Annotated in this window: 17 protein-coding genes; 9 read left to right on the top strand and 8 right to left on the bottom strand. The window is 47.6% G+C overall.

Annotated features, from left to right (window positions below):
- Positions 1 to 112 precede the first annotated feature (112 nt).
- Positions 113 to 700, bottom strand: a complete 588-nt coding sequence (locus ACTJJJ_RS14105) for a precorrin-2 dehydrogenase/sirohydrochlorin ferrochelatase family protein (RefSeq protein WP_440702120.1) — start codon at positions 698 to 700, stop codon at positions 113 to 115.
- Positions 701 to 808: 108 nt separating this feature from the next.
- Here ACTJJJ_RS14105 and ACTJJJ_RS14100 point away from each other — a divergent pair, with 108 nt between their 5' ends.
- Positions 809 to 2,755 carry an ABC-F family ATP-binding cassette domain-containing protein gene (locus ACTJJJ_RS14100; RefSeq protein WP_188934139.1) on the top strand — a complete coding sequence of 649 codons (1,947 nt, stop codon included), beginning with the start codon at positions 809 to 811 and terminating at the stop codon, positions 2,753 to 2,755.
- Positions 2,756 to 2,794: 39 nt separating this feature from the next.
- Here ACTJJJ_RS14100 and ACTJJJ_RS14095 read toward each other — a convergent pair whose 3' ends face one another.
- Positions 2,795 to 3,373, bottom strand: a complete 579-nt coding sequence (locus ACTJJJ_RS14095) for a Uma2 family endonuclease (protein ID WP_440702119.1) — start codon at positions 3,371 to 3,373, stop codon at positions 2,795 to 2,797.
- Between the two features lie 99 nt (positions 3,374 to 3,472).
- Between ACTJJJ_RS14095 and ACTJJJ_RS14090 the strand changes: the two genes are divergently transcribed.
- Both ACTJJJ_RS14090 and ACTJJJ_RS14085 read left to right on the top strand, forming a co-directional pair.
- Positions 3,473 to 4,753, top strand: coding sequence for a DUF5103 domain-containing protein (locus ACTJJJ_RS14090; protein WP_440702118.1), 1,281 nt, complete (start codon positions 3,473 to 3,475; stop codon positions 4,751 to 4,753).
- A gap of 12 nt (positions 4,754 to 4,765) precedes the next feature.
- The gene (locus ACTJJJ_RS14085) at positions 4,766 to 5,161 is read left to right on the top strand and encodes a hypothetical protein (RefSeq protein WP_188934146.1); all 396 of its coding nucleotides are present in this window, start codon (positions 4,766 to 4,768) and stop codon (positions 5,159 to 5,161) included.
- Between the two features lie 62 nt (positions 5,162 to 5,223).
- On the opposite strand, the gene ychF is transcribed toward ACTJJJ_RS14085, so the two are convergent.
- Complete coding sequence (ychF, locus tag ACTJJJ_RS14080; protein ID WP_188934148.1) at positions 5,224 to 6,324, bottom strand: redox-regulated ATPase YchF; 1,101 nt, start codon at positions 6,322 to 6,324, stop codon at positions 5,224 to 5,226.
- 161 nt (positions 6,325 to 6,485) lie between these two features.
- A complete protein-coding gene (locus tag ACTJJJ_RS14075; protein ID WP_188934150.1) occupies positions 6,486 to 6,833 on the bottom strand; it encodes a DUF3276 family protein in 348 nt (115 codons plus the stop codon).
- Between the two features lie 269 nt (positions 6,834 to 7,102).
- Here ACTJJJ_RS14075 and ACTJJJ_RS14070 point away from each other — a divergent pair, with 269 nt between their 5' ends.
- The gene (locus ACTJJJ_RS14070) at positions 7,103 to 7,528 is read left to right on the top strand and encodes a septal ring lytic transglycosylase RlpA family protein (RefSeq protein WP_426293037.1); all 426 of its coding nucleotides are present in this window, start codon (positions 7,103 to 7,105) and stop codon (positions 7,526 to 7,528) included.
- 7 nt (positions 7,529 to 7,535) lie between these two features.
- A complete protein-coding gene (locus tag ACTJJJ_RS14065; protein ID WP_188934154.1) occupies positions 7,536 to 8,450 on the top strand; it encodes a DUF58 domain-containing protein in 915 nt (304 codons plus the stop codon).
- A 26-nt stretch (positions 8,451 to 8,476) separates the two neighbouring features.
- Here ACTJJJ_RS14065 and radA read toward each other — a convergent pair whose 3' ends face one another.
- Complete coding sequence (gene radA, locus ACTJJJ_RS14060; RefSeq protein WP_188934156.1) at positions 8,477 to 9,850, bottom strand: DNA repair protein RadA; 1,374 nt, start codon at positions 9,848 to 9,850, stop codon at positions 8,477 to 8,479.
- 165 nt (positions 9,851 to 10,015) lie between these two features.
- Between radA and ACTJJJ_RS14055 the strand changes: the two genes are divergently transcribed.
- Positions 10,016 to 10,729 carry a porin family protein gene (locus tag ACTJJJ_RS14055; protein ID WP_188934158.1) on the top strand — a complete coding sequence of 238 codons (714 nt, stop codon included), beginning with the start codon at positions 10,016 to 10,018 and terminating at the stop codon, positions 10,727 to 10,729.
- A gap of 112 nt (positions 10,730 to 10,841) precedes the next feature.
- On the opposite strand, the gene ACTJJJ_RS14050 is transcribed toward ACTJJJ_RS14055, so the two are convergent.
- Positions 10,842 to 11,159 (bottom strand): LytR/AlgR family response regulator transcription factor, encoded by a 318-nt coding sequence (locus ACTJJJ_RS14050; protein WP_188934160.1) that lies wholly within the window; start codon positions 11,157 to 11,159, stop codon positions 10,842 to 10,844.
- Positions 11,160 to 11,589: 430 nt separating this feature from the next.
- Here ACTJJJ_RS14050 and pheS point away from each other — a divergent pair, with 430 nt between their 5' ends.
- Positions 11,590 to 12,630, top strand: a complete 1,041-nt coding sequence (pheS, locus tag ACTJJJ_RS14045) for a phenylalanine--tRNA ligase subunit alpha (RefSeq protein ID WP_426293036.1) — start codon at positions 11,590 to 11,592, stop codon at positions 12,628 to 12,630.
- Positions 12,631 to 12,700: 70 nt separating this feature from the next.
- On the opposite strand, the gene ACTJJJ_RS14040 is transcribed toward pheS, so the two are convergent.
- Together ACTJJJ_RS14040 and ACTJJJ_RS14035 are read right to left on the bottom strand one after the other, a co-directional pair.
- Positions 12,701 to 13,432, bottom strand: a complete 732-nt coding sequence (locus tag ACTJJJ_RS14040) for an esterase family protein (RefSeq protein WP_188934164.1) — start codon at positions 13,430 to 13,432, stop codon at positions 12,701 to 12,703.
- Positions 13,433 to 13,540: 108 nt separating this feature from the next.
- The gene (locus tag ACTJJJ_RS14035; protein WP_188934166.1) at positions 13,541 to 14,971 is read right to left on the bottom strand and encodes a circularly permuted type 2 ATP-grasp protein; all 1,431 of its coding nucleotides are present in this window, start codon (positions 14,969 to 14,971) and stop codon (positions 13,541 to 13,543) included.
- Between the two features lie 326 nt (positions 14,972 to 15,297).
- Between ACTJJJ_RS14035 and ACTJJJ_RS14030 the strand changes: the two genes are divergently transcribed.
- Together ACTJJJ_RS14030 and msrB are read left to right on the top strand one after the other, a co-directional pair.
- On the top strand, positions 15,298 to 16,845 hold the full coding sequence (locus tag ACTJJJ_RS14030) for a DUF5723 family protein (protein ID WP_440702117.1): 1,548 nt from the start codon (positions 15,298 to 15,300) through the stop codon (positions 16,843 to 16,845).
- 62 nt (positions 16,846 to 16,907) lie between these two features.
- Positions 16,908 to 17,303, top strand: coding sequence for a peptide-methionine (R)-S-oxide reductase MsrB (gene msrB, locus ACTJJJ_RS14025; RefSeq protein ID WP_188934170.1), 396 nt, complete (start codon positions 16,908 to 16,910; stop codon positions 17,301 to 17,303).
- The last annotated feature ends 58 nt before the right edge of the window (positions 17,304 to 17,361 follow it).

Genomic DNA, 17,361 nt, shown 5'->3' with positions numbered 1-17,361 from the left:
ACGCACAAATTACCGATACTGTGGAGATGCTCAACGTGATTTCAACAAATTATATTTCTAAAAACACTGCAAAATCGCATTTTATTGTACCGATAACGTGATTTAAGCGGCATTAGGAGGCATCTTTTTTCTTTTCAGTCAAAACCGAAGTAATTCGGTTCAGTTCGTCGACCTTGGAAGCAAAATCACCTTTCAGCATATCGCGCACCGCTTTGAGCTGCTCCATGGCCGTTTCGAGGTTGTCGGGGAGCGCTTCTCCGAGTACTTCTTTCAGTCGTTTGGCGAATGTCGGGGACATGCCGTTCGTGGAAATAGCCACTTTTAAGTTACCCTTTCTGACTACCGACGAGAGGTAAAAGTCGCATATATCCGGCGTATCCGCCACATTCGTGAGTATATGCCTGGCACGGGCTGTCTCCCAGATCCGTTTATTCTCTTGCTTGTCGTTCGTGGCGACGATCACCAGGTCCTTTTCCAGCAGGTCTTCCTCCTCAAACTTTCGTACAATTAGATTTATTCGGGAATTGGTGGATGCAATCTCAGTTATTTCCCCCCGGATTTCAGGCGACACGAGCGTTACGCGTGCAAGCGGGGAGTTGTCGAGAACAGCAGTAATTTTTTCCAAACCTACGTAGCCTCCGCCCACAATGAGCGTGTGCAGGTTTTCGAGTTTCAGGAATATCGGGAAGAGATTGTTCATTGATCAAATTTACATAAATAACCCATTCATAACTAAACCCCGAATGCCTTTATAACTATTCCAACATCACGCTTTTTCTATCTGCTTCTTTCCCCGTACCTTTGCACCATGATCGCGATTACGAACCTCAGCTATTTCCTGGGCGACCGTGCATTATACGACGGCGCCTCACTACATATCAAGCCAAAACAAAAGATTGGACTCATCGGACTGAACGGTACCGGGAAGTCTACCCTATTGCGCATGATAAACGGAGAATTCCAGCCCGACGCTGGCTCGATCTCCAAGGCTGGCGACTGCACAATCGGCTTCCTCAATCAGGATTTGCTTTCATACCAAACCGAGGATTCAATCCTTTCGGTGGCAATGCAAGCATTTGAAAGACAAAATGTTCTCCAAGTGCAAATGGATAAGATCCTGCACGACATGGAACACAATTATACCGATGAACTTGTCGATAAGCTTGCACGTGTGCAGGATGAATTCGAGGCATTGGATGGCTATTCGGTACAATCGAAGGCAGAAGCTATCCTGGAAGGTCTGGGCTTCTCGACCGCCGATCTAAACCTGCCGCTGCGCCAGTTCTCAGGAGGATGGCGGATGCGCGTAATGCTCGCGAAGTTGCTTTTGCAAAAGCCGTCGCTCTTAATGCTCGATGAGCCAACCAACCACCTGGACCTTCCATCGATTCAATGGGTGGAGAAATATACCCAGAGCTACGAAGGGGCGGTGATCGTTGTTTCCCACGACAGACAGTTCCTCGACAATACCATTGATACGACCGTGGAAGTAGCAGGCGGGAAACTGAATTACTACGCGGGTAACTATTCCTATTATCTCGAAGAAAAATCGTTGCGTAACGACATTCAGCGTGGCGCTTACGAAAACCAGCAAGCCAAGATCCGCCAGACTGAGCGCTTTATCGAGCGGTTCAAGGCGAAAGCGACCAAATCACGTCAGGTACAAAGCCGTGTAAAGGCATTGGACCGGATGGACGTCGTCGATCAGGTTATCGATGAGAATGCAAAAGTGCATTTCCGCTTCCAATTTACCACTCAGCCCGGCCGTCACGTATTCCAGCTGGAAGATGCGTCCAAAGCCTACGGTGAAAAAGTGATCCTCGACGCAACCAATGTCAGCATGGAACGCGGCGACAAGATCGCGCTGATCGGCGCTAACGGTCGCGGTAAATCAACAGTGCTCCGGATTGTGGCCGGTACCGAACCTATTGAAGGAAAAAGAAGGCTGGGACACAATGTTTCGTTTACATTCTACGCCCAGCACCAGCTCGAATCCCTCAACGTTGCGCATAATCTGATCGAGGAATTGAAATATGCCAACCCGACCAAGACCGAAACCGAACTCCGGACCGTGTTGGGATGCTTCCTGTTTACGGGTGATGATGTATTCAAGAAGATCAAGGTACTTTCAGGAGGGGAGAAATCGCGAGTTGCATTGGCTAAAGTATTGCTGTCACAGGCGAACTTCCTGCTGCTCGATGAACCTACCAACCACCTGGATATGCAATCGGTGAATATCCTGATCCAGGCGTTGCAGCAATATGAGGGCAGTTATATCGTCGTTTCCCACGACCGTTATTTTGTTGAGAACATCGCTAACAAGATCTGGTATATTGAAGACCATCAGATCAAGGAATATCCGGGTACTTATGAAGAATATGAAATTTGGGTGGAAGAGCGTGGATTGCAGTCGGCTGTAAGCGAAAAAGTACAGGTAAGCAGCGCGCCGCCGCAAAAAGGCCAGCCTGCATCTGCCAATCCAAATAAAAACAATGGCAAACCCCAATCGAACGAAGATGCTCAGAAGCTAAAAAAAGCGAGAAAGCAGATCGAAGAGCTGGAAGACACAATCAATAATCTCGAAGTAAGAAAAGTAGAGACCGAAGGCAAACTAGCCGATCCGAAGATTTACAACGATTCTGTTGCATTAGCTGAACTGAACCGGTTTTATGCCGACATCAAGCAAAAGCTGGAACAGAGCACGGATGATTGGGAGAATTTAATGCTGGAAGTAGAGGAACTTTCGGGGAAATAGAATAATGTGAAAGGGAGTGAAAAGACTCCCTTTCACATTTTACATCAAGCTTATCGTTTGCCCGTAAATGGTCGTCATTTGTAACGCGAGGCCAATATGGCCGATTTTAATAGTCCCACCAATGTCATAGGCAGCCGACGAAACAAACCACACGCCATCATCGCTTTTGCGGTAAACCTGTGCCCCTACCTGCTGGGAATCAACCAGGACATATTCTGTCAAAGATTTCAGACTTTGATATAAGTAAAACTTTTTTCCCTGATCATAACTCCCGGTACTTGGCGATAACACTTCGACAATCACGGAAGGATTGAGTAGCGTATCCAGATGATCGTCAAGAAATTCTGGCTTACCGCAAACTATTAGGAGATCTGGGTAGGTATATAAAGTGTTCTCGGGGATATGGACACGCATGTCGCTGGATAAGCTTTCACAGTTCTTCCCTTTGAGAAAACCACCTATCTCGATGGAAAGGTTCTCCTTAATCCGATTGTGATTAAATCTCGCTCCCGACATCGCAAATATCTCCCCCCGATAGTACTCGCTTTTGTGCTCGGCGGCGCGTTCCAGTTCAAGATATTCTTCTTGCGTGTACATTTTGATCGCTACTGCTGTCATCGTTTCTAATCAAAAATAGTTAATAATCTTCAAATCACCTTTTCCAAACTATATGTACCTTACCGTAAAAAGTATCGTTAGTCATTTAAAAATCCCGAAATGCGTTTAGTCATATCGATAGTCCTTTTTCTCTTTTGCACACACGCTTACGCGCAGCCGCAGGGGCTTCGCCTGGAAGATTTTATTTATCAGGACAAGATCAAAACCGTGCTTTTGTACCCGGCTCTCGACGATCCTGAAACGCCTACCCGCCTGCTTACGCCACCTATCACGCCATTAAATAACCCCGCGCCGCTGGTACTCGAATTCGACGATCTGACCGGCCAGCCCGAGGGTTATCGCGCCAAGATCATCCATTGCAATGCAGATTGGACCAAGTCCAACCTGAACGATATTGAATTCACTTACGAGTTCAATGAATATCCTGTCATTAGATACGATCAGTCGTTCAGCACGAAGGTTCCTTACACGCATTACCGTTTCGAATTGCCCAAATTGAAGCTCCCGGGCAATTATGTAATCTATGTGTTTTCCGACCGGGACAGAAAACTAATGTTCAGCCGGCGGTTTATGCATTATCAACCGCGCGTAAGCATTAGCGCGCAAGCCCGCTTTTCGCAGGGTATCGAACAGCAGTTCTCGGATCAGCAGATCGATTTCTCAGTTGATTACAAAGGTTACCAGCTCGTTGCGCCACAAACAGATCTGAAGGTGGTGATTCGTAAGAACTTCCGCTGGGACCAGGCGAAGACAAACTACAAGCCAACCAATGTGCGGCCATTTGACCAGAAGCTGGAATACACTTTTTTTGACCTTGAAAACACATTCCAGGGCGGAAACGAATTCAGGTATTTCGATAGCCGCTCGCTTACCGGCCGTGGATATGGTGTAAACGAGATCGAACGAACGGACGAGTTCACAAAGCTATTCCTCTTTCCCGATAAGCCACGGGCGCACGTCCCCTATGTGCAAATAGATGACTTTAATGGTCAGTATATTGTCGATCAGCGCGAATCGGGGCGCGGAAGTGTAGAGGCCGATTATACACCCGTGGTATTTACATTAAAAACTGAGGAAGATCCTGGCGCGATATTTTATGTAAATGGCGCTTTCAACCTCTGGCAACTCACCGACCATAACAAAATGACATATGACGCCACCGCACAGGCTTATCAGGTCGAAATGATGGTTAAGCAGGGTGTGATCAACTATAACTACACCATGGTCAGAGACAATCAGAAGCCGGATGAGTCTTACATTGAAGGAAATTTCGCCGCTACCGAAAACGACTATGACATATTGATCTATCACCGCCCGCCTGCCAGCCGGGCCGATCTGCTCGTCGGCTACCGCACCGTGGAATGGAACCGGCGGCGTTAACTACTTAACGTTATGAAATCATCAGCAAACAGCGTCTACCTCACATCGAACCTCTCGATCACCAACGACGAGAATTACATCATCGACTGCTTGGTCGATCACGATGAAATGCCTGCCAATTTCGAGGCCAGTCATGTCATCAGTTTCTATGTGCAGACAGAGCTTTGCCTGGTGCTCTATTTCCCCCAGTTAGACGACCGAGGTTTTCAGATGTATATCGTAGAAGATTTCTCACAGAATATCGACGATCTTGTCTTTCTGCGGGAGATGTTCATGCAGTTGGTCAATGAAGGGCATAATCCGGAGATTTTCAAAAAAGCACATTACAAGGTGGATAGCATTCTGCATATGGCCAAAACGCTTCGAGCGGTGATCCATAAGGACGCTCCGGATTATTATGAAGATTAATAGGTAAAAAAAACAAAGAGCGGCACATGGCCGCTCTTTGAATATCTCAATGAATTTAAAAACTATACGTTGAAACGGAAGTGCATAATATCGCCATCCGCCACGATATATTCCTTGCCTTCCACCGCCATTTTACCAGCCTCTTTTACGGCAGGTTCCGTCTTGTAATGCTCATAATCGGCAATTTTAATTACCTCAGCACGAATGAAGCCTTTTTCAAAGTCGCTGTGGATTACTCCGGCGGCTTGTGGTGCTTTCCAACCCTTCACGATCGTCCAGGCGCGAACTTCCTTCACACCCGCAGTGAAATAGGTAATGAGGTTCAAAAGTGCATAAGAAGCCTTAATCAGCTTGCTCAAACCTGATTCCGTCAATCCATATTCGCTCAGGAACATCTCGTGTTCTTCGGGATCTTCGATTTCGGAGATCTGGGATTCGATAGCCGCGCAAAGTACGATCACATCCGCACCTTCATGTTTTACAGCCTCTCTCAGTTTTTCAGAATATTCGTTTCCGGTAAGCATCGAGCCTTCGTCCACATTCGCCACATATAGCACAGGTTTTGCAGTCAGCAGTTGCAAATCGCCGATAACCGATTCCTTGGTCTCCGCATCGATTTCAACACTTCTCGCATTCTTTCCTTCTTCGAGCGTCGATTTATACTTTTTCAACCATTCCAATTCGGCCTTCGCCTTGGCGTCGCCTGCGCGAGCCCCTTTTTCCGTCTTCTGGATCTTCTTCTCGATCGATTCCAGGTCTTTCAGCTGCAACTCGGCATCGATAATTTCCTTGTCGAAAACCGGGTCTACGCGGCCTTCCACGTGCACAACGTTGTCGTCGGCAAAACAGCGTACCACGTGTACGATCGCATCCACTTCACGAATATTGGCCAAAAACTTGTTACCTAGCCCCGCCCCCTGGCTCGCGCCTTTCACCAGACCCGCGATGTCCACAAATTCAATGATCGTCGGGATCACCTTTTGAGGACTAACCAGCTTGGTAAGGGTGTCCAGGCGTTCGTCCGGAACGGTCACAACGCCCACATTGGGCTCTATGGTGCAAAAAGGGTAATTGGCAGCTTCGGCTTTGCCGGTAGAAATGGCATTAAAAAGGGTGGATTTCCCAACGTTCGGCAATCCGACAATCCCACATTGAAGACTCATATATGAATGGTAAGCAGTGAACGGCGGCCTCATACCTGCCTGGAAAGCAAAGCATGCCCGCCTGCTAAATAATAATTTTCGCAAAATTACTATTTAGCAGGTACAAAAACCAAAAGCCTTCGTAATCAATTGCGAAGGCTTCTATTCAATATCTTAATTTCTTAATCCCACTTCAGGTCCGACTCTCCTACTACGTCTACCTCGTCTGCTTTGGATTCAAACTGCGAGAAGTCAACCTCCGGCATCAACTCTGTTTTCACGTGATCAACCGCTTCTTTCAATGCCTCCACGAACTTGTCAAAGTCCTCCTTGTACAAAAACATCTTGTGTTTCTCGTACGTAAATCCGTCTCCCTGAGGGTGGCGACGGCTTTCTGTGATGGTAAGATAGTAATCGTTAGATCGCGTAGAGCGAACATCGAAGAAGTAAGTCCGTTTTCCCGCCCTGACCCTTTTGGAGTAGATTTGCTCTCTGTCTTCCACTATGTTTAGTTTTAAATAGGTTTCCAAACGCTAAAATATAAAGTTTATTGCTGCTTCCAAAAAAACCGGAACATATTAGCGATTTGCCGGTTGAGGGTTACAAGCTTAGCTGCTAACCGCGATCAAATTAACTGAAACTTTGCTGGTTTGTTTCGAACTTTTTACTAGTTTTGAAATTCGTGGGTTTTAAAATTGATCTGAAACACCAAAGGAAGATATGAGATAAGGAACTTTTACCTTATTATGTTTCACCTAATACCAGAAAAATGACTTATCGTCGAATTCTGATTCTCACCATGTTAGCGTTTGTCGCGCTGTTACCAGAAGCCATCGCTCAGGTAAAACTCGGCAAAACGGAAACCGGAAACGCCTCCTACTACTCGGCGCGGTTTCACGGCAGGAAAACCTCTTTCGGGGAAGTACATAAAAGCAGTGAATTGCTGGCCGCCCATCGGAGCTATCCGCTCAATACCATGCTAGAAGTGACGAATCTGGAAAACGACGAAAAAGTGATCGTGAGAGTCAACGACCGCGGGCCGTTTTCAAAGCACCGTGTGATCGACCTCAGTAAGGAAGCAGCCCGCCTGCTGGGCATTCTTGCCAAAGGTGTTGCCAACGTTTCGATCAGGGTTGTGGGAATGGAAGGAATGGTGCTCTTGTCACCCAACGAAGAAATCGACCCCAAATCGGGCAAAGTTATTTCCATGAGAAGTAAGCCTTGACGCAATAATGAGTGTCCGCCAACTGGATCTGGCCAAGGTCAGAGAATTCGGAAACCTGGAATTTCTTGCAAAACAGTTGGTAGAAGGTTTTATCACCGGCCTTCACAAGTCCCCGTTTCACGGCTTTTCAGTCGAATTTGCCGAACATCAACTTTACAACACCGGCGAATCCACGCGGAATATCGACTGGAAGGTTTTTGCTAAAACAGACCGGCTCTACGTAAAGCGTTACGAAGAAGAAACTAACCTGCGTTGCCATATTTTGCTCGATACGTCGTCTTCGATGTATTATCCGGAAGACAATTATGGCAAAATGACGTTCAGCGTCATGGCCGCAGCGAGTCTGACCTATTTGCTGCAACGGCAGAAAGACGCCGTGAGTCTCTGCACATTTGCTGAACAGATCGAAGTACAAACGGCGGTAAAATCCACGCCCTCGCATGTACATAAGATCATGCTCGAACTGGAACAACAGCTGCAAACCAACCGTCCGCTCCTCAAAACTTCGGTATCCGATGTCCTGCATCAGATTGCCGAAAAAATCCATAAACGGTCGCTGGTGGTCATTTTCAGCGACATGTTTGATAATCTGGAAGAAGCGGAAAAGATCTTCTCTGCATTGCAGCACTTACGGCATAACCTCCACGAGGTGCTGCTTTTCCACGTCACTGATCGTAAAACGGAGGAGAATTTCGCCTTCGAAAACCGGCCTTACGAGTTCGTCGACCTCGAAACAGGTGAAAAAATCAAAGTCCAGCCTGAACAGGTACGCGAATCTTACCAACAGTTTGTGGGCGATTTTTACCAGAAGCTGAAACTGAAATGCGGGCAATATAAGATCGACTTCATCGAAGCGGATATTGCCAAAGGCTTCGACCCTGTATTACTCGCTTATTTAGTGAAGCATTCTAAAATGCGGTAATCTTCCTGAATGCCGCATACTCAAAGCTATTGATTCAGAAAGAGTGACATAAAAAGCTCGTCGAGATGCGCCACGGGAATGATCTCGATTTTCCCACGTTTCAAATCCAGGCCTTTGCTATTGTATTTTGAGATGTAAATCTTCTTAAAACCTAGTTTTTCAGATTCGGAAATACGGTTCTCAATTCGGTTCACAGCCCTTACTTCTCCGCCCAGTCCGACTTCCGCCGCAAAACATACGGATGGAGGAATGAATTTATCCTCGTAGGAAGAAACCAGCGACGCCACTACAGCCAAATCAATCGCGGGATCTTCTACTTTCAAACCGCCGGCGACATTTAGGAAAACATCCTGCACACCCAGCCTGAAACCTCCCCTTTTTTCCAAAACAGCCAGCAACATTTGCAAGCGTTTCGCATCAAAGCCGGTACTGCTCCGCTGCGGGGTTCCGTAGGTCGCGACGCTCACCAGTGATTGTATCTCCACCAGCAATGGGCGGTTCCCCTCCATCATCGAACCAATCGCGATGCCGCTAACGGGCTCATCGCGCTGCGAGATCAGAATTTCGGAAGGATTGCTTACCTGGCGAAGGCCCGTTCCCTGCATTTCATATATACCGAGCTCAGAAGTGCTACCGAAACGGTTCTTCATGGTGCGTAAAATCCGGTAAGTATTGTGCCGGTCGCCTTCGAATTGGAGCACGGTGTCTACCATGTGTTCCAGTACTTTCGGTCCGGCCAGCGAGCCGTCTTTGGTAATATGGCCTATCAGGAACACTGGCACACCCATTTCCTTCGCGTACTTCATAAACTCGGCCGTGCATTCACGCACCTGCGACACACTGCCCGCGCCCGACTCGATGTAAGTCGACTGCATGGTTTGAATAGAATCAACAATGAGTATTTCAGGTTGAAAATCTTCTATCTGCCTGAAAATATTCTGAGTTTGGGTGTCAGTGAGGATAAAGCAATTGTCGCTTTTGGCTGTCATGCGCTCAGCCCGCATCTTGATCTGCGCCTCCGATTCCTCACCCGATACGTACAGCACCTTTTTATTTGAAAGCGTCAGCGCGATTTGCAGCATGAGGGTCGACTTTCCGATTCCCGGCTCCCCGCCGATCAGTACCAGAGAGCCTGGCACGATACCTCCACCGAGTACACGGTTCAGTTCCTCATCGAATGTGCGGATACGCGGCTCATTTTCGTAGACAATTTCGGCAATCGCCCGCGGACGACTTGCCAGATTTACCGATTTCCAGGAAACCGCTGTTTTCTTGTCGTCTTTTTCAATAACTTCCTGTACGAACGTATTCCACTCGCCGCACGACGGACATCTGCCGACCCATTTTGGCGAATTATACCCACATTCCTGACAAAAATATGCTGTTTTGGCTTTGGCCATAATAGAATAGTCTAATTTATATCCTCTTGGTGACTAACGTAATTCGGATGATATTAATCCAATATTTGCATGTTTCGGCCACAAAATCAAAAAAAATATAGGATAGGTATAGTTTTTTGCAAATTGGCGTTATTAACCTGTTTTACTTAAAAAATCATATTATCCATGGACATCCTAACAAAAGTAGCCTGTGCCTGTTTGCTCTGCATTTTCACATTCTCAAATGTGCAGGCCCAGAAAAAAGGTTTTGCGTTTGGTATCAAGGGAGGGGTGAACTTGTCGCGGCTTTCAATGGGCGATGTTTTCACGACACGCTACGATGATCAGGGAAATCCATATCTCGGATATGACGGAAAAGAGGTACGGGATAACCTGAAAGAAAGTTTCAATACCAGGACGGGCGCGGTAGGCGGCATCTGGATGCGCTTTGGTAAAACGTTGTTCATTCAACCTGAGGTACTGGTATCAACCAAAGGTGGCTCGTTCAAAATAATCCAGCATGACCAGGAAACACCGGTTGAAAAAACGATCAATGTCAAATACAGCAATATCGACGTCCCATTACTGATCGGTTTGAAAGGGGGCCCATTCCGGATTCTTGCAGGGCCGGTTACTTCGTTCCGCATCGGCGACAACCAGCGGCTGCGCGATGCGTTCAAATACTACACTTCCGATTTAAACAATGCAATGTCGCAAGCGACTTTCGGTTACCAGCTCGGCGCGGGTCTTGACCTTGGAAATTTCAGTCTGGATGTAAGAAAAGAAGGTTCCTTCACCAACCTGGCATCATTTCAGGTAAGCGGCCAGCAGGCAACAGGCGGCTCCGTGAAGCAGAAAGTAAGTTCCTGGCAGGTGACGTTGGGGTTGAAGATTTTTTAATTTTGAATGAGTGAATGACTCATCCCCCAAAAACAAAACGAGCAGCCTTCGATCGAGCGATGGCTGCTGTTTTTATGAATAACCCACTAATTTAATTCACCAAAATATCTTCTTATGCACTGATGCGAATGAGGTTGGTGTGATCCAGAAGACCGGACACCTCTTTAATTTTTCTGCGTGATACCACTACTTCTTTGCCGCATGAGAGTTTCAGCATGCGATCGTCTTCCAGACGCTCTACCACGTAGTCGGCATTCACGAGGTATGATTTATGAACGCGTAGAAATTTATCGCTTAACTGCTCTGCCAGAGATTTCAACGTTTTTGACACCAGGTACTTCTTACCGTTATTCGTATATATGAATGTATAGTTACCTTCACCTTCAAGGAAAGTGATTACGTCGGGTGTCAAGAAGATCGTTCTGCCCATTGATTGGACTGAGATATAAGAACGGCTGTCGCTGTATGATCTCTCTGACAGGTTGGGGCGAGTAAAGCTTGGAAAATTTTTCATGGTAACTACGCTGATATTGTTGTGATTTCTTGTTTCAAAATTAGCACATCGTGTAGTGTTCATGAAATACGTAAAAGTACGCATAGCAATCAAAGTGATTGATAATCAGATATTTAAATAAAGTGAGATTTGTAAAATGACGTAAGCGACCTTAGTAAAATACGTAATTTTACGTAGTACTTGAAACGTGGACTTTTATCATAAACCGTCCCTATAAACGTTTCAGCGCTATTTCATTTCTGCCCGCGAGTGAACTTTCGTTATCTTTGCAGAAATTCAGGGGCCCCCGAAAAGGGCCTCCCGCCACAATAGCGGCGGCCCAAGTCACCAATAACAACAAGCTTTTATGATTACCGAGCGGGTAAAGGAGTTAGTTTCTGAAATCGAACAGGCAGCGGTTAGCAACAAAGAACAGCTGGAAGCTTTCAGGTTAAAATATATCAGTAAAAAAGGCGCAGTAACAGAGCTTTTTGATAACCTCAAAAACATCCCTCAGGAAGACCGGCGCGCAGTTGGGCAGGAATTGAATACGCTCAAAAACCTCGCGCAAACGCGTTTCCTGGATTTTCAAACGGCACTCGAAAACTCTGCGGACAGCAACCCCGAAATGCTGATCGACCTTACTTTGCCTGTAACTCCAAACTTGCAGGGAAGCCTCCATCCGCTAACCATTGTTCGTCGGAGGATCATCGAGATCTTCGAACGCATGGGCTTCAACGTGTCTTACGGGCCAGAAATCGAGAAGGATTGGTACAATTTCAGTGCATTGAACTTCGCCGACAACCACCCGGCGCGTGAAATGCAGGATACATTCTTTATTTCCAAAAGCGAGGGCGATGTAAAAGACGACATCCTGCTGCGTACGCACACCTCCAACGTGCAGGTACGCCTGATGGAGCGCCAAAAGCCGCCGATCCGTTCCATTATGCCGGGTCGTGTGTTCCGTAACGAAGCGATTTCAGCTCGTGCGCATTGCGTTTTCCACCAGGTAGAGGGCCTTTATGTGGATAAGAACGTGAGCTTCAAAGACCTCAAGGATACATTGTATCACTTTGCGAAAGAAATGTTCGGAAAGGATTCCAGGATCCGCCTCCGTCCGTCTTACTTCCCGTTCACCGAGCCTAGCGCCGAAATCGATGTTTCCTGCTTTATCTGCGGGGGAAAAGGCTGCAATGTTTGCAAGCACACCGGCTGGGTCGAAATCGCCGGTTCAGGAATGGTAGATCCGAACGTGTTGGAAAACTGCGGCATCGACAGTGAAGAATACACCGGTTTCGCATTCGGGATGGGTATCGAGCGCATCACTATGCTGCGTTACGGCATCAACGACCTCCGCTTGTTTACAGAAAACGACGTCAGGTTCCTGCGGCAATTCGAAGGCGCGTGATTTGAAATACTTTAAAAGTAAATGCCCTGGAATGTGAGTATTTCAGGGCATTTGCTTTTAGTATATTGTATCAAAACCTGGTTTCCAGATAGTAAGGAAGCATTTTCTTCCAGGCCCACCAGTCGTGAGGGATGTCGCTTCCCCAAATATCCAGCTCATGCGGCACGTTTTTCGAAGCCAGGATCGAGGAAATGTGCCTCGAATAATCCGGCACCTCATAGGCACCGGAGCCTGTGATGAAATGGATATGGCGGCTATCGCGGTACATCTGCAAATGCCACTCCGCTTTCAAATTGGGCAGGTAATGCACCGGCGAGTTGAAATATACATTATCATCGTAATAACCGTCGGTATAAACGCTCAGGTCGTAACAGCCGCTCATCGCGATCACTCCGTGGATGTAATCGGGATGCTTGAAAAACAGGTTGGCCGCATGCAGCGCGCCGAACGAGGCACCCGCCGCAATGATCTCATTATCCGGGCTGGTGTCCTGCTTGATAAACGGCACCACCTCCTTGATCACGTAATCGTTAAACGCCTGGTGCCGGACAGCTTTGTCGTAGCCATGCATATGTGGATTCAGCCAGCTCTCGGCGTTGATACTGTTAATGCAATACACCTTCACCTTACCGGTATAAATATAAGGCTCGATGCTCTCGATCAACCCGTTCCGTTCATATTCCAGGAAATCCGATGCTGCCGTTGGGATGAGCAGCAGCGCAATTCCATAGTGCCCGTAAACGGCAATTTCCATTTCCTTGTTAAGCGCCGGACTAAACCATCCGGTTATATGGCGTTGCATTGTTTAATCATCTAAGTTACTGACTATTCCAAAAGGCAGTTCAAACAAGTTTATCAAAAAATATAAACCGTTATCATGAACAGCCTGCCAGTAACTGTTAATGATAACTTAATACAATACCCAGGTGTCTTTTCCGCCACCACCCTGCGACGAGTTCACCACCAGCGATCCCTTACGCAACGCTACGCGGGTAAGTCCACCCGGGATCACGCTAACGTCATCGCCATATAATATGTAAGGCCGGAGGTCGACGTGCCGTCCTTCGGCGTGTCCCTCGACCATGCAAGGCACCCTTGATAGTGAAATCGTTGGCTGGGCAATATAATTCCGCGGATTGTCCTTTATTTTCTGACGAAAAAGTTCGTGTTCTTCTTCGGTAGCCTTAGGGCCGATGAGCATTCCGTACCCGCCGGCTTCATTGGCTTCTTTTACAACCAGTTCTGAAATATTCTCAAGAACGTAGTTCATATCATCCTCTTCGCCGCAGATGTAGGTCTTTACGTTCGGAATAATCGCTTCTTCGCCCAGGTAATACTTGATAATGCGCGGCACATATGCGTACACCACCTTATCATCGGCCACGCCCGTCCCCGGCGCGTTGGCCAGTGCCACGCGTCCTTTTTTATACACCTCAAATATGCCGGGAATACCGATCAGCGAATCCTCCCGGAATGATTCCGGGTCCATGAAAGTATCGTCGATCCGGCGGTAAATCACATCCACGATCTGCAAGCCATTGGTTGTCCGCATTTTGACATAACCATCCGACACCACGAGGTCGCGCGCATCCACAAGTTCCACACCCATCTGCTGTGCCAGATACGAATGTTCGAAATAGGCCGAATTATAGATACCCGGTGTTAACACGGCCACAGTCGGATTAGGACGGTCGGCCAGGTGTTGCAGCATTTGCAGCAGGCGGGTCGGGTAATCGGATACCGGTCGCACACCCGTGCGGGCCAAAACGTCAGGGAAAATCTGTTTCGACAACTCCCTGTTTTCCAGCATATAAGAAACCCCCGACGGGCAACGCAGGTTATCTTCCAAAACCATGAACGTCCCGTCATCGCCTTTGATAAGGTCGGTACCGGTAATATGGCACCAGATTCCCTTCGGCGGTTTCAGGCCAATGCAAGGTTTGAGAAAGCATTTACTCGACTCGATCAGCTCGCGTGGCACCACGCCGTCATTCAATATATTCTGTTCGTTGTACACGTCGTCAATGAACATATTTAATGCCTTGATCCGCTGTTTCAGACCTTTTTCAAGCCATTCCCACTCCGCATTCGACAGCACACGAGGAATGATGTCGATAGGCATAATACGCTCGGTGCCCTCACCTTCCGAATACACATTAAAAGTGATGCCCATCGATAACAGCGCGCGCTCGGTAGCTAGCTGGCGGTTGGTAAGATCTTCGTGCGTCAGATTTTCAAATTTGTTCTTCAAATGCTCATAGCCCTGACGTATTTCTCCCTCCGGGGTAAACATTTCATCGAAAAAATTTTCTATTTGATAATTTGAAAATGAAAAATTCATACAATTCAAAATTTGAATAAGTCAATACCGATAGTTCACAGAACAATATATGGTCAATGTATGAATTACCAAAACAAATACCAACAGGCATCGACTCACCGGCTTACCCTGCACTTCCCGGAAAAAGCCAAAAAGCGCCTAATCCATTGAGGGTGACAAGTTACCAAGGAGCAACCGTTTGCGCATTTCCTCCGTATTAAAATCGTGCCGCCAAGCGTTATGGAATATTATTTACGCATTCAGTAAACAATGTTGCAAGTCAGTGCCGTTAGCATTTTATTTGTAACCTGATAAATGTCGGCCACCCCTACCGAATTACGTTCCTTATGCAAAAAAGCTGGTTATCCATATTAGGACTGGTGTGCGGATTAACCATCAACGCCCAAGCCCAGCATTTGCCGGGCACAGCCATGAGCAATTTTGCCGGAACGAACGCATTGTACCATAATCCGGCATTTGTGGCCGACAGCCGTTACAGTATCTATGTAAACCTGGTCGGCACACAATTTTACACCGCAAACAACCACGTCAAATACGAAGCACCATACTCGTTCCTGAGCCTGATTACCAACACTGTTCCTGCCAAATACCATAATGAAAGGGGCATGTTACTTTTCCCCCGCTCCTACCTGGGTGAAAAGCTGAACGGCAACAAGAAGTATCTGAACGCGGGCGGCGACACGCGCCTGCCCTCGGTTATGTTCAATATGTTCAAAGGGCGGATCGGCGTGGGAATTTCAACACGGGTTCGTTATATCCTCAACACCTCGCAGGTAACCGAGCCACTTGCCCGCCTGATCAGCAAGACCACACAGTTCAAGGATTTGCAGGAGCAGGTATATGAGCACCAATCAGGCCGGTTGCATCTGAATGGCCTTGGTGAGGTGGCATTTACGCTGGGCGGCACCGTTTTCGATGACGAAACGGATTACCTTAAAGTAGGTGTAACAATCAAAAGGCTGCTGGGCCTTTACAATGCCCACGCCATTATCGACAATTCGTCGTACGACATCCAGCCGGACGCCACCTGGGAAAACAAGCGGCAGTATATTAATGTAAACGAAATCAATGTGCGCTATGCGCTCACGCGTGACGAAGGCTTTCAGAATGTGAAACCCTCGCCCGCCTGGCTTTTCGGGGGCGCACCTCCCGGAAGTGGCTGGGGTTTCGATCTCGGGGCCGTTTACGAATACCGGCCCGACGTTCATAAGGTCACATATCGTGAAAGGGGTGAGCGCAAACGTGACGCATCGAAGAACAAATACCTGTACCGGATTGCCGTGTCCCTGACCGATATCGGCCGTGTCCATTTCAAAAACCCGGCCTACATTCTGCAACAGGAGACGCACACCACCAATAAGGAATTCCGCTACGACACCTTCCAGAAGCTCAAAGGCTCTGAGGGCATTTTCAACGCGATCAACTCATCGTTGGATGGCGGCGAACCGCTTGCGCCCAATTTCAAATCGGTATTACCGATGGCATTTCAGGCAAGTGTGGATTATAATGTAAAACCGAATGTGTATGTCAATGGACTCTGGGTGCAGAATCTGATAACGCAGGGCGCATTTGGAATGAAAGCAGAGTCCTACATCGGCGTTACGCCCCGCTACGAACACAAATGGTACGAAATATCGGTCCCACTGTCGCTCATGAACCGTTACCGTTCACCGGCTATCGGGCTCGCGGGCCGCATAGGCCCCCTCTGGGTCGGCACCGACCATCTCACAGGGCTCTTGAACATCGGTAATCCCAGAGCATTCAATTTATATTTCGGCATTTCGGGCGGATTATTCAGGAGACCGCCAGAGTCGCAGAACCAATGCTGGCCGCCACAGGATTCATGGCTTCGCCGCATTTTTTCTAAACGATAAATTTCGCTTCAACGTTATCAATGGATATGGTACGATTTCCACCATTCCAAAAAAATAAATCCATGAGAGAAGTACAAAAGACCAGGGAAGAATGGCAGCAGGAGCTTACCGGCCAGCAATGCTTCGTTCTGTTTGAGAAAGGTACAGAACGCCCTTTTTCACATCCTTATAATGACAATAAAGAAGAAGGAACCTACGTGTGCGCCGCTTGCGGGACACCCCTTTTCAGTTCCGAAGCAAAATACGATTCGGGTTCGGGCTGGCCGAGCTTCTTTATGCCGGTGGCCAAGGAAAACGTAGAAGAAATTGTGGATAAAACGCACGGCATGGTACGCACCGAAGTGGTTTGCAGAACGTGTGGCGGGCACCTCGGGCACGTTTTCAATGACGGTCCAAAACCCACAGGACTTCGTTACTGCATGAACGGAGCCGCATTGAAATTTCACAAAGCTGAATAGAATAAATCCCAGAAAAAGCCGGATCGAATCATATCTATCCGGCTTTTCTTATCTTTGA

The sequence above is a fragment of the Dyadobacter sp. 22481 genome (assembly GCF_052044875.1).
In the GTDB taxonomy this organism is placed as follows: Bacteria; Bacteroidota; Bacteroidia; order Cytophagales; family Spirosomataceae; genus Dyadobacter; species Dyadobacter endophyticus.
This window is presented reverse-complemented; position numbering and strand designations above follow the sequence as displayed.